Origin of the sequence: Methylorubrum podarium, from assembly GCF_022179745.1 — a bacterium.
Classification (GTDB): Bacteria; Pseudomonadota; Alphaproteobacteria; order Rhizobiales; family Beijerinckiaceae; genus Methylobacterium; species Methylobacterium podarium.
Genome location: NZ_BPRD01000305.1, coordinates 1 through 11,790, shown reverse-complemented (window position 1 = coordinate 11,790; position 11,790 = coordinate 1). Strand labels below are relative to the sequence as shown.

The window sequence follows — 11,790 nt, the reverse complement described above, 5'->3', positions numbered from 1 at the left end:
GCGCTCCCGCGGGAGCGCCCCTTTTTCGTTGGGGTCGTCTTCGGTGGGGTCGTGCCGGCCGGCGACGAAGCGGGAGCGTCGCCGGCCGGGGTCGTGAACGGACTCAGCCGGTCAGGTCGCGCCCGCCCGCGCTCACCGCCTTGACGGCGCAGTGGCCGGTGGCGCCGCGCACGGCCAGCCCGACGCCCACCACCAGGGCGGCGAGGCTCAGGAGCTTGTTCGGCCGGGGCTGCGCCGCCGCGGCGGCGATGCCGAGGCCCAGCGCGACGGAGACCGCGCGCTCGGTCATGCTCAGGTTCGGCTCGCCCGAAAAGATGTCTTCGATCATCTCGTTCACGGAAATACGCTCCTTCTCGACGCCCCTCGTCGGCGTCCTTGCGTGGTCGCGGGGCGAACGCGGGGCGGCCGGCGCCGTTCCGTGAAAAGGCGGCTACGCGCCGCCGGCCTGCTGCGTGAGCAGGGCGTCGTCGATCTCCCGCGCCCGCACGGCGGCGGGGCGGGCGAGATGGCGCCCGGCATAGGTCTCGAAGGCCGGGCGCTTCGGGATCGTGCCGAACTGCATGCCCCAGCCGAGATGGGCGGCGAGGTAGAGGTCGGCGGCGCTGAAACGGCCGCCCGCCACGTATTCCGCGCCGGCGACGGCGCCCTCCAGCGTGTCGAGCACCGCTTCCAGGCTGCCGTAGCCGACCATGCCCCGCATGCGCGGCTCGTCGGGCACGGTGACGCCGAGCACCTTGTTGGTCACCGCCGCCTCGACCGGGCCGGCGCAGAAGAACAGCCAGCGGTAATAGGGGCCGCGGGCCGCCGCGGCGGGCTCCGGCGCCAGCCCGGCCTCCGGAAACCGGTCGGCGAGATAGGCCAGGATCGCCGCGACCTCGGTGACGGTCGTGGCGCCGTGGCACAGAGCCGGCACCTTCCCCATCGGGTTGACCGCCCGGTAGGCCTCCCCCTTCATCGTGTCGCCGTAGCCGAGCAGCTCCGTCCGGTAGGGCACGCCGACCTCCTCCAGCATCCAGCGCACGATCCGGCCGCGGGACATCGGGTGGGTGTAGAAGACGAGGTCGTCGGTCATGAATCTGCCTCCGGGTCCGACTCGGGCCGCGAGCGGCGCGAATCGGCCTGGAGATCTACGGGAAGGACGACGGACGAGGAAGGCTCGGCGCCTCCGCCTCAGAACCGGGCGATCGGCCGGAAGCGCACGGTCCGCGGTTACACCGGGCACGATGGTGTTGTGCGCGGAGACGATGTCGCGCCGGCCGAACAGGTTCGCCGAACGTGCGGTGAGGGGAAAGTGCGTACGGTGCCGACCCTGGGGGAGCTGAGTCGCGATGACGTGGGAGGTCCTTTTCGACGACGCGTTCGCGGAGGAGTTCCGGCGGCTCGATGAACCGGTGCGGGACGCCATTCTCACCTACGCGGCCGTTCTGAAGCAGGTCGGCCCACAACTCGGCCGGCCCTACGCCGACACACTCAACGGCTCCCGCCACCGCAACATGAAGGAACTGCGACCCACCGTGAACAAGGTCGAATGGCGCGTCGCCTTCGCCTTTGATCCGGTCCGCCGCGCCATCCTGCTGGCCGCTGCCGTCAAGGGCGGTCGCAAGGACAGACTCGTCTATGGACGCCTGATCGACTTGGCAGACGAACGCTTCGATGCCTATCTCAACCGCGCGACGCCGTCAGGGAGGTGAAGCATGCCTGTGCCGCTCGACGACTTGCTACAGGAGATTGCGCCCGAGCGCCGGGCGGACATCGAGCGGAACGCGGCCGCGCTGGTTGCCGATTTTCGCCGCCGGCAGTCGGAGCCGGCCGCGTCGCTTCCGCCGAATGACCCCGCGGTCGGCGTCAAGGCGGCGACTGGGCAGCGTTGCCCCCAATCGGGGGTTTGGAGGGTCGAGAACGGGGCCTGCGCCACGCTGCCGATCGCGATCGGGACCACGATGCCGCCCCATGAGAAGCGGGCGGTCACATGGATTCTCATCCAGGCGGCGTGAGCACCGTTGGAAGGACATCTGAATTGAAAAAGGGCGGCCTCTCAGCCGCCCTTTCCGTGTCATGTCAGAGGCTTACTCGCCCGACGATTCCCGGCGGCGCTCGCCGCGGTCGCGGCGGGGGCCGCGGTCGCCGCGATCACCCCGGTCGCTGCGCTCCTCGCGCTCCGGCTCGCCGCGCTCCGCGCGCTCGGCCTTGAGCTTGTCGGTGATGTCCTCGCCGGTCTCCTGATCGACGACCTTCATCGACAGGCGGATCTTGCCGCGCTCGTCGGCGCCCAGGAACTTCACCTTGACCTTCTGGCCTTCCTTGACGACGTCGCCGACCTTGGCGACGCGCTGCGGGGCCAGCTCCGAGATGTGGACGAGGCCGTCCTTGGCGCCGAAGAAGTTCACGAAGGCGCCGAACTCCATGATCTTGACGATCGTGCCGTCGTAGATCGTGCCCGCCTCCGGCTCGGCGACGATGGAGCGGATCCAGTTATAGGCCGCCTTGATCGCCTTGCCGTCGGAGGAGGCGATCTTCACGACGCCGGTATCCTCGATGTTGATCTTGGCGCCGGTCTTTTCCACGATCTCGCGGATGATCTTGCCGCCGGTGCCGATCACGTCGCGGATCTTGTCGGTGGGGATCTGCATCGTCTCGATGCGCGGCGCGTACTCGCCGAGCTCCGGACGGGCCGCGGTGAGCGCCTGGGCCATCTCGCCGAGGATGTGGGCGCGGCCGTCCTTCGCCTGGGCGAGGGCGACCTTCATGATCTCCTCGGTGATGCCGGCGATCTTGATGTCCATCTGGAGCGAGGTGATGCCCTCGTCCGTGCCGGCCACCTTGAAGTCCATGTCGCCGAGATGGTCCTCGTCGCCGAGGATGTCGGAGAGCACCGCGAAGCGCTCGCCTTCCAGGATCAGGCCCATGGCGATGCCGGCCACCGGACGGCGCAGGGGCACGCCCGCATCCATCAGCGACAGCGAGCCGCCGCAGACCGAGGCCATCGAGGAGGAGCCGTTCGACTCGGTGATCTCGGAGACCACGCGGATCGTGTAGGGGAACTCGTGGGCCGGCGGCAGGACGGGCCGGATCGCGCGCCAGGCGAGCTTGCCGTGGCCGATCTCGCGGCGGCCGGGCGAACCCATGCGGCCGGTCTCGCCGACGGAGTAGGGAGGGAAGTTGTAGTGGAGCAGGAAGCGCTCCTTGTACGTCCCTTCGAGCGCGTCGATGAACTGCTCGTCCTCGCCGGTGCCGAGCGTGGCCACCACCAGCGCCTGGGTCTCGCCGCGGGTGAACATCGCCGAGCCGTGGGCGCGGGGCAGGACGCCGACCTCCGAGACGATCGGGCGGACGGTCTTCACGTCGCGGCCGTCGATGCGGGAGCCGGTGTCGAGGATGTTCCAGCGGACCACCTTCGACTGGGCCTCCTTGAAGGCGGCCTTGACCTTCTCAGGCGAGAACTTCTGCTCGCCCTCGGCCGGGCAGAGGGCGGCGACCACCTTCGCCTTCACGGCGTCGACGGCGGCGTAGCGCTCCTGCTTGACGGTCTTCTTGTAGGCGTCGCGCAGCTCCGCCTCGCAGATGCCGAGGACGGCGGTCTCGACGTCGGCGTTCTCCGGGGGCGAGAAGTCGCGCGGCTCCTTGGCGGCCTTCTCGGCCAGGCGGATGATCGCCTCGATCACCGGCTGGAAGTGCTTGTGGCCGAACATCACGGCCCCGAGCATCACGTCCTCGGAGAGTTCCTTGGCCTCGGACTCGACCATCAGCACCGCGTCCTGGGTGCCGGCGACGACGAGGTCGAGGGTCGATTCGGCGATCTCCGTCACCAGCGGGTTCAGCTTGTAGCCGCCGTTGAGGTAGCCGACGCGGGCCGCGCCGATCGGGCCCATGAAGGGCACGCCGGACAGCGTCAGCGCGGCGGAGGCCGCCACCATCGAGACGATGTCGGGATCGTTCTCGAGATCGTGGGAGAGGACGGTGACGACGACCTGGGTGTCGTTGCGCCAGCCCTCGACGAAGAGCGGGCGGATCGGCCGGTCGATCAGGCGGGAGACCAGCGTCTCCTTCTCGCTGGGACGGCCCTCGCGCTTGAAGTAGCCGCCGGGGATGCGGCCGGCGGCGTAGGCGCGCTCCTGGTAGTTCACGGTCAGCGGCATGAAGTCGATGCCGGCCTTGGGCTCCTTGGCCGCGACCACGGTGGCCAGCACGGTGGTCTCGCCGTAGGTGGCGACCACGGCGCCGTCGGCCTGGCGCGCCGTCTTGCCGGTTTCGAGGACGAGCTTGCGGTCGCCCCAGATCAGCTCTTCACGTTGTACGTCGAACATCGGTCTCTTGCCTTCAAACATGCGGTCGGGCGAACCCGGCGCCGCCAGAGGCAAGACGGCGAGACGCTGCTCTTCGAGAAGAGCGTCTCGCGATCCTGCCCTGGCGCCCTTTGCCTTCAAGCCGCCCGGGGGTGGACCGGCCGGGCCCCATGCCCGAACGGTCCGTCTTTCGTTGCCCGCGCTCCCTCGACGTCGAACCGGCGTCCACGTCGACCGAGAGCGCTTGTGAAAACGCGGTCCCGGGGGACCGCGCGATGTGCCTTAGCGGCGGATGCCGAGGCGCTCGATGAGGGAGCGGTAGCGCCCCTCTTCCTTGCGCTTCAGGTAGTCGAGCAGCGAGCGGCGCTGCGAGACCAGCTTCAGGAGGCCGCGGCGGGAGTGGTTGTCCTTGCCGTGGGTCTTGAAGTGGGCGGTCAGGTTGCTGATCCGCTCGGTAAGGATGGCGATCTGGACCTCCGGCGAGCCGGTGTCCTTGTTGCCCTGGGCGTATTCCTTGATGAGCGCGGTCTTGCGCTCTGCCGTGATCGACATCGCAGTCCTTTCGGAGGGAAGTTTGGGTCGGAAGGCGCCGCCCATGAAAGGGAAGGGCACCTTTGAAAAACCTGCGGTCGGGCCGGTGCCGGGATGTCGTCCAGCACGGTCAGCCGCAAGCGGCACAAGCCCCGCCCGTCGGCCGGGTCGAGGCGGCGCGGACCATACACGAAACCGTGGGAAGTGCCAGTGCCGCCGCCCGCTCGGTCGACTTCCGCTTCATACTGCCTCACGACCGGCGCGGATTTCGCGTCACCGGCCGTGATCCGCTCCAGGCCCGCGAGACCCCATGCCGCTCTTTGCCCCCGGTGCCCGCAAGCCCATCGCCGCCCTCCTCGCCGACGAGTCCGGCACCGGCGGCCCGTCGCTGGCGAAAAACCTCTCCGCCTTCAGCCTCGTCTGCATCGGCGTCGGGGCAACGGTCGGGGCGGGGATCTTCGTGCTCACCGGCACGGCGGCGGCCAACTTCGCCGGGCCGGGCCTGATGCTGTCCTTCGTGCTCGGCGCGGTCGCGAGCGGGCTGGTGGCGCTCTGCTACGCGGAACTCGCCGCGATGATCCCCGTGGCCGGCTCGACCTATTCCTACACCTACGCGACGCTCGGGGCGCTGCCCGCCTGGATCATCGGCTGGGACCTCGTGCTCGAATTCGCCATGGCCGCGGCGACCATCGCCGTCGGCTGGTCGGGCTACGCCCAGAGCCTGCTCGCCGATATGGGCCTGCGCTTGCCGGTAGCGCTCGCCGCGGCGCCGGGGGAGGGCGGACTCGTGAATGGGCCGGCGGCCCTGATCACGCTGGCACTGACCGCGCTGCTGATGCGCGACAACCGCACCGCCGCCCGCACCAACGCCCTGCTGGTGGCGCTGAAGGTCGCGATCATCCTCGCCTTCCTCGGCCTCGGCGTGGGGCACCTCCGGCCCGAACTGTGGCACCCGCTGGTGCCGGCGAACGAGGGCACGTTCGGCGCCTTCGGCTGGAGCGGCGTGTTTCGCGGGGCCGGCGTGGTGTTCTTCGCCTATGTCGGCTTCGAGACCATCTCGACGGCGGCGGGCGAGACCCGCGACCCGCAGCGGGACGCGCCGGTGGGGCTGCTCGGCGCGCTCGCCGTCACCGCGGCGCTCTACGTGGCGGTGGCCGCCGTGCTCACCGGCCTCGTGCCCTATCGCGAGCTCGACGTGGCCGATCCGATCGCCAAGGCGATGGCGGTGACGGGGCTGCCCGGCTTCTCGGCCGCGATCAAGCTGGGGGCGCTGATCGGGATCACCACGGCGGCGCTGACCGCGCTCTACGGGCAGGCGCGGATCTGCTACGCCATGGCCCGCGACCGCATGCTGCCGGATGCCTTTGCGCGCATCGGCGCAACGAGCCGGACGCCGTTCGTCGCGCAGGGTCTCATCGGGCTCGCCACCGCCGTCGTGGCGGCGCTGGTGCCGATCACCGTTCTCGGCGAACTCGTCAGCATCGGCACGCTGTTCGCGTTCATCCTCGTCTGCGTCAGCGTGCTGGTCCTGCGCCGGACGGAGCCGGAGCGGGCGCGGCCCTTCCGCGTGCCGGGCGGCCCCGTCGTGCCGGTGCTCGGCATCCTCGCCTGCCTCGCCCTGATGGCGAGCCTGCCCGGCGACACCTGGCTGCGGCTGCTGGTCTGGCTCGGCCTCGGGCTGGCGATCTGGTTCGGCTACGCCCGTCGGCGCGTTGGCCTGGATCCGGGTTTCGAAAGGACGAGTCCTTTCGCGGGTCCAGGGCAGAGCCCTGGTTGAAGGGAAGCCGGGGTTCCACCCCGGCGCCCCGCCAAAGGGATGATCCCTTTGGAAACCCGGCCTCAGTACGAGCGGTGCTGGCCCGCGGCGCGGCCGCCGCCGTAGCGGCGGCGCAGGTAGGCGATGGCCTTGGGCAGGAGGAAGACGACGAGGATCTGGCGCAGGATCGAGCGCATCCGATTGGACTCCGTGTCGAGGATTCAGGACGTGGAGTTCAAATGCCCGGAGGGGCGTGAGCGTTCCCGGCTCACAACTCCAGCGACAGCGTGACGGGCACGTGGTCCGACGGCTTGTCCCAGCCGCGGGCCGCGCGGAAGACTTCGACGTGCCGCACGGTGCCGGCGAGATCCGGCGAGACCCAGGCGTGGTCGAGCCGCCTTCCCTTGTTGGCGAGGTCCCAGTTCGGCGAGCGGTAGCTCCACCACGTGTAGATCTTTTCCGGCTCCGGGGTGAGGAGCCGGGCCGCGTCGATCCAGCCGGCCTCCCCGCGCAGCGTTTCCAGCGCCTCGGTCTCGACGGGGGTGTGGCTCACCACGTCGAGGAGCTGCTTGTGCGACCAGACGTCGTGCTCCAGCGGCGCCACGTTGAGGTCGCCCACCAGGATCGCCGGGCCGGAGACGCGCCGGCCGCCCCAGGCGCGCAGTTCTCCCAGGAAGTCGAGCTTGTGCGCGAATTTCGGGTTGAGGTCGCGGTGGGGCACGTCGCCGCCCGCCGGCACGTAGAAATCGTGCAGCACGATCCCCGCCGCCGGCCCCGCCTCCGGTCCGAGCACCGCCGAGATGTGGCGCGCATCCGCCCGCTCGCAGAAGCTCATGACGTCGCGGGTGAGCAGGGGAAAGCGCGAGACGATCGCGACGCCGTTATAGCCCTTCTGCCCGGCGAAGACGATGTGCTCGTAGCCCGAGCCCTCGAACGCCTTGAGCGGAAACAGCTCGTCGGGGCACTTGGTCTCCTGCAGGCAGAGCACGTCCGGCCGCGCCTCCTTCAGGAAGCGCAGCACGGACTCGATGCGCAGGCGCACCGAGTTGATGTTCCAGGTCGTGACGGTGAGGCGCACGGGGATTGCCTGAGGAGCGTGGCGGGGACGGCCGCCCCGTTAGCCCAACCCGGACGGCGCGTAAAACCGTCAGGCCGCGGCGGCTTCCTCCTCCAGGGCGAGGCCGTGCAGCACGGCGCAGAGCTTGTCCCCCGTCATCCGCGAGAGGTCGAAGCCGCTCTCGCCGGCCAAGTCGCCGTAGCGGGCGGCGTCGGCCTGGGAGGCGCCGACGAAGGCCATCGACCATTCGGTGAAGAGCCGCGTCTCCACCGCCTCGAAGGCGAGCAGCGAGACCTCGCCGTGGCGCTCGTCCTGCTGAATGCGCTCGAAGGTCGACTCGACCGCCTCGCCCGGCCCTTCCAGCACCTGGGCGAAGCAGCCGGCATTGAACATCAGCGCCCCGGTCACGCCGACGCGGGCGTTGTTGGCGCGGCTCACGGCGAGGATGCCGCGGATCGTCTCGTTCATCGCCGCCGGGGCGCCGGTCACCCGGTTGCGGCTGTAATAGACGAGGCGGCGCAGGTTCTGCGTCGGGGAGTCGTGACTGGCGTCTTGGCTCATGGAGGGCTCCGGGATCAGGCGGGAGAGACGGCGGTGGGGGGCGACAGCAGGGCGGCGGCCTGCGCGGCCGGCATCGGGCGCCCGGTCAGGTAGCCCTGGACCTCCGTGCAGCCCTCGGCGCGGATGGCGTCGAGCTGCGTCGGCGTCTCGACGCCCTCCGCGGTGGTGCGCATGCCGAGGCTGGCGCCGAGCCGGGCGATCGCCCGCACGATCGCGCCGCACTCGGCGTTGTCCTCCATGCCGCGGACGAAGGACTGGTCGATCTTGATCTTGTCGAAGGGGAATTTCTGCAGGTAGCTCAGGGACGAGTAGCCGGTGCCGAAATCGTCCATCGAGATCTTCACGCCGAGCGCGCGCAGGCCGTTGAGCACGTCGAGCACGCTGTCGGTGTTCTCGAGAAGCGCGCCCTCGGTGATCTCCAGCTCGAGCCGGGCCGGATCGAGGCCGGTCTGGGCCAGCACGTTCATCACCGTCTCGACCAGCTTGCCGCCGCGGAACTGCACGGGGGAGAGGTTCACGGCGATCGACGCGGGTTGCGACCAGCCGGCCGCCTCGCGGCAGGCGGCGCGCAGGGCCCACTCGCCGATGCCGACGATGACGCCGATCTCCTCGGCGAGCGGGATGAACAGGGCCGGGGAGACCGGGCCGCGCTCGGGATGGTTCCAGCGCAGCAGGGCCTCGAAGCCGGTCACCTGCCCGGTCTCCAGCCGGATCTGCGGCTGGAAGGCGAGGTCGAACTGCTTGAGGGCGAGCGCCCGGCGCAGGTCGATCTCCAGGCTGCGGCGCGCCTGCATCTGCGCGTTCATCGCCGGCTCGAAGAAGCGGTAGGTGCCCCGGCCCTCGGCCTTGGCACGGTAGAGCGCGAGGTCGGCGTGCTTCAGGAGGTCGTCGGCGTCGCGCCCGTCGGCGGGGGCGATGGCGACGCCGACGCTGACACCGACATTGAGCATGTGGCCGTCGACGACGTAGGTCCGGCCGACCAGATCGACGAGGCGGCGCGCCAGGGCCTCGGCGGCCTGCGGCTGCTCGGCGCCGGCCTGGAGGATGGCGAACTCGTCGCCGCCGAGCCGCGCCACCACGTCCTCGCGGCGGGTGGCCTTGCGCAGGCGCTCGGCGACCTTGCGCAGGAGCGCGTCGCCGACCGGGTGGCCGAGGGTGTCGTTGACCGCCTTGAACCGGTCGAGGTCGAGCATCAGCACCGCGAGCGGCGCGCCCGTTCCCGCCGCCTCGGCGAGCGCCGCGTCGAGGCGATCGTGCAGGCCGACGCGGTTGCACAGGCCGGTGAGCGGCTCCTGCCGGGCCAGGGCGGCGCCGCGGAGCTGCTCGGTCACGTCCTCGAAGGTGAGGGCGAAGCCGCCGGCCGAGAGCGGAGCCAGCGCCGCCTCGACGCGGCGGTCGCCGTCGAGGGTGAGGCGGGACCGGACCGGGCGGGCGGTGCGCAGCGCTTCCGGAAGAAGCCCGCCCTCCGCCTCCGCGCCGCCGAAGGCCGCGAGCAGAGCGGGCAGCGAGAGCCCGGCCGGCACGGCGCAGGAGAGCAGCGCCGCCGCGCGGGCGTTGGCGAAGGTCACCGTGCCGGCGGCGTCGAGCAGGACGAGCGGCACGGCCATCTCGGCGAGCGCCGCCTCGAACGGTGGGATGGCCGGAATCGAGAGAGCGGGGAGGGCGGACATACGGCCGGGCAGCGTTCCGTTGAAGCCGCCCCGCGTGGGCGGCCCGCCCATTGGGCGGCCGGCCCCTCAAGGAAACCTTAAATCAAGTGCTCCGCGGCGCGTATTCGCGCGATTATTGGCAGAAACGTGAGGCCCATAACATAGGATGCGACAAGACGTTCCGTGATTTTTACAGCGGGATTCAACCCATGTTGTCGCCGACCTTGCCGCTCTTGTTCCGTGTCCTGCCGGACACCGTCCTCACCTACCATCGGACGATGAGACCCGGCGCTGCGGTGCGGTTCCGCGGTGAGGGCCGTCGGGGGCGCCGGACCACGGCGCCCGAACCCGATGTCAGGGGTTCTGGCTCTCGATCTGGCGCTGCATCGCCTTGTCCTCGGCGCGGCCGTAATTGATGAAGAACAGCGATCCGTCGACCGCCTTGCCCTTCTGCAGGTTCGAGAGCTGCACGGTGGTGAGGTAGCCCTGCGGGTCGGTGATCCGCCACTGCGACAGGGTCTTCATCTCGGCGTCGAAGAAGAGCTGGATCTTCGAGGTGCCGCCGAGCGTCGAGCGGTCCTCCAGGGCGATGCGCACGCCGCCCGGATCGTTGGTGACCTCCGTCACGGTCAGGTCGCGGGCGAGGTCGATCTTGTCCCGCAGCAGGAATTTCAGCGGCGTCTGCGAGATGAAGTAGAGATCCTGCGTGTTCAGCTTGCGGTCGCGCACCGCGACCGAGGTGCCGTCGGCCACCACTTCGAGCGGGGAGGGCTGGTCGTACTCGAAGCGCAGGCGCCCGGGCTTGGCGAGCGTCAGCTTGCCGCCGATGCGGCGCCCGTCGGCGCCGATCTGGATGAACGAGCCGGTCAGCGTCTGGAAGCCGTTGAAGTAGCCGTTGGCCGCCGCGACCACGGTCGCCGGGTCGGCGTCCTGCAGCGAGACGCCGAGATTGGGCGCCCCCACCGCCGCGACCCGCGTGCCGGCCGGGGCGGCGGGCGTCGCCGGAGCGCCGGGCTTGGCCGCCGTTTTGAGGCTGCCGGTCTTCTCGGCGGGTTTTTCCGAAGGCTTCTCCGCCGTCTTGTCCGCACCCTTGTCCGCGCCTTTGGCGGGCTTCTGCGCCGCCTTCTTGGCCGGCGCCGGGGCAGCCTCCGGCGCGGGCGAGGCGGCCGGGGGCGGCGCCGGCTCCTCCTTGCGGCCGAACAGGCCGTCGAGGAAGGACGAGACCTGGGCATTCGCCGGAAGCGGCTGGAGCGCCAGCGCGGCGACCACGAGCAGCGGACCGGCGGCGGGGCGGAGGCGTCGGCCAGTCATCGTGTGGGCATCTCCGAAAGCGTGCGGGCGCGCGGGGCTCTTGCCATCCCGGTGGGGCTCTTGCCGTCCCGGTGCGGACGCGCCTGGCGGCGGAGCGTCCGGATTCGTGTCGGGCGATAGAGCCGGCCCCTGTGGCGAATATGCGACGGGGGCCGGCTTTGCGCGGTTCACTCGTCGTCGTAGCCGCCGGAGGGGGCGCCCGCGAGACCCTCGACCAGGATCTCGCGTTTCCCGGCGTGGTTGGCCGGTCCGACGATCCCCTCGATCTCCATCCGCTCCATGATCGAGGCAGCGCGGTTGTAGCCGATCTGCAGGCGGCGCTGGATGTAGCTCGTCGAGGCCTTGCGGTCGCGCAGGACCACGGCGATGGCCTGCTCGTAGAGCTCGCCACCCTCGGCGCCGGCGGTCGCCGCGAAGGCGCCGATGTCGAAGACCGGGGCGTCGGCCTCCTCGGCGTCCGCGAAGTCGTCCTTCTCGGCCTTCGCCGCGCGCGCGCCCTTGGCCGGCTTCTCCGGCTGGTCGGACGAGCCGTCGTCGGCCGTGACCGCCTCCAGATAGGAGGGCCGGCCCTGGCGCTTGAGGTGGGCGACCACGCTCTCGACCTCCGAGTCCGAGCAGAACGGTCCGTGCACCCGCGTCGTG

At 70.6% G+C, this 11,790-nt stretch carries 12 protein-coding genes; 3 read left to right on the top strand and 9 right to left on the bottom strand.

All coding sequences use genetic code 11. The annotated features are described in order from the left end of the window. Positions 1–103 precede the first annotated feature (103 nt). Both MFF42_RS15475 and MFF42_RS15470 read right to left on the bottom strand, forming a co-directional pair. Positions 104–328 (bottom strand): YgaP-like transmembrane domain, encoded by a 225-nt coding sequence (locus tag MFF42_RS15475; RefSeq protein ID WP_373875188.1) that lies wholly within the window; start codon positions 326–328, stop codon positions 104–106. A 102-nt stretch (positions 329–430) separates the two neighbouring features. After that, a complete protein-coding gene (locus MFF42_RS15470; RefSeq protein ID WP_238256537.1) occupies positions 431–1,072 on the bottom strand; it encodes a glutathione S-transferase family protein in 642 nt (213 codons plus the stop codon). Between the two features lie 256 nt (positions 1,073–1,328). Here MFF42_RS15470 and MFF42_RS15465 point away from each other — a divergent pair, with 256 nt between their 5' ends. Together MFF42_RS15465 and MFF42_RS15460 are read left to right on the top strand one after the other, a co-directional pair. After that, positions 1,329–1,691 (top strand): type II toxin-antitoxin system RelE/ParE family toxin, encoded by a 363-nt coding sequence (locus tag MFF42_RS15465; RefSeq protein WP_238256536.1) that lies wholly within the window; start codon positions 1,329–1,331, stop codon positions 1,689–1,691. Between the two features lie 3 nt (positions 1,692–1,694). Next, complete coding sequence (locus MFF42_RS15460) at positions 1,695–1,994, top strand: hypothetical protein (protein ID WP_238256535.1); 300 nt, start codon at positions 1,695–1,697, stop codon at positions 1,992–1,994. 72 nt (positions 1,995–2,066) lie between these two features. Here the strand turns inward: MFF42_RS15460 and pnp are convergent, their stop codons facing one another. Further along, positions 2,067–4,304, bottom strand: coding sequence for a polyribonucleotide nucleotidyltransferase (pnp, locus tag MFF42_RS15455; RefSeq protein ID WP_238256534.1), 2,238 nt, complete (start codon positions 4,302–4,304; stop codon positions 2,067–2,069). 261 nt (positions 4,305–4,565) lie between these two features. Further along, positions 4,566–4,835 carry a 30S ribosomal protein S15 gene (gene rpsO / locus MFF42_RS15450; RefSeq protein ID WP_238256533.1) on the bottom strand — a complete coding sequence of 90 codons (270 nt, stop codon included), beginning with the start codon at positions 4,833–4,835 and terminating at the stop codon, positions 4,566–4,568. Between the two features lie 289 nt (positions 4,836–5,124). Between rpsO and MFF42_RS15445 the strand changes: the two genes are divergently transcribed. After that, positions 5,125–6,591, top strand: a complete 1,467-nt coding sequence (locus tag MFF42_RS15445) for an amino acid permease (protein WP_238256532.1) — start codon at positions 5,125–5,127, stop codon at positions 6,589–6,591. Positions 6,592–6,838: 247 nt separating this feature from the next. Here MFF42_RS15445 and MFF42_RS15440 read toward each other — a convergent pair whose 3' ends face one another. The 5 genes from MFF42_RS15440 to MFF42_RS15420 form a co-directional block, all read right to left on the bottom strand. After that, complete coding sequence (locus MFF42_RS15440) at positions 6,839–7,648, bottom strand: exodeoxyribonuclease III (RefSeq protein ID WP_238256531.1); 810 nt, start codon at positions 7,646–7,648, stop codon at positions 6,839–6,841. 69 nt (positions 7,649–7,717) lie between these two features. Next, positions 7,718–8,188 (bottom strand): BLUF domain-containing protein, encoded by a 471-nt coding sequence (locus tag MFF42_RS15435; protein WP_238256530.1) that lies wholly within the window; start codon positions 8,186–8,188, stop codon positions 7,718–7,720. 14 nt (positions 8,189–8,202) lie between these two features. Beyond that, positions 8,203–9,858 (bottom strand): putative bifunctional diguanylate cyclase/phosphodiesterase, encoded by a 1,656-nt coding sequence (locus MFF42_RS15430; protein WP_238256529.1) that lies wholly within the window; start codon positions 9,856–9,858, stop codon positions 8,203–8,205. Positions 9,859–10,191: 333 nt separating this feature from the next. Next, positions 10,192–11,148 (bottom strand): outer-membrane lipoprotein carrier protein LolA, encoded by a 957-nt coding sequence (locus MFF42_RS15425; protein WP_238256528.1) that lies wholly within the window; start codon positions 11,146–11,148, stop codon positions 10,192–10,194. A gap of 167 nt (positions 11,149–11,315) precedes the next feature. Then, a partial coding sequence (locus MFF42_RS15420) for a DNA translocase FtsK (RefSeq protein WP_283206887.1) occupies positions 11,316–11,790 on the bottom strand: 475 nt, incomplete at its 5' end.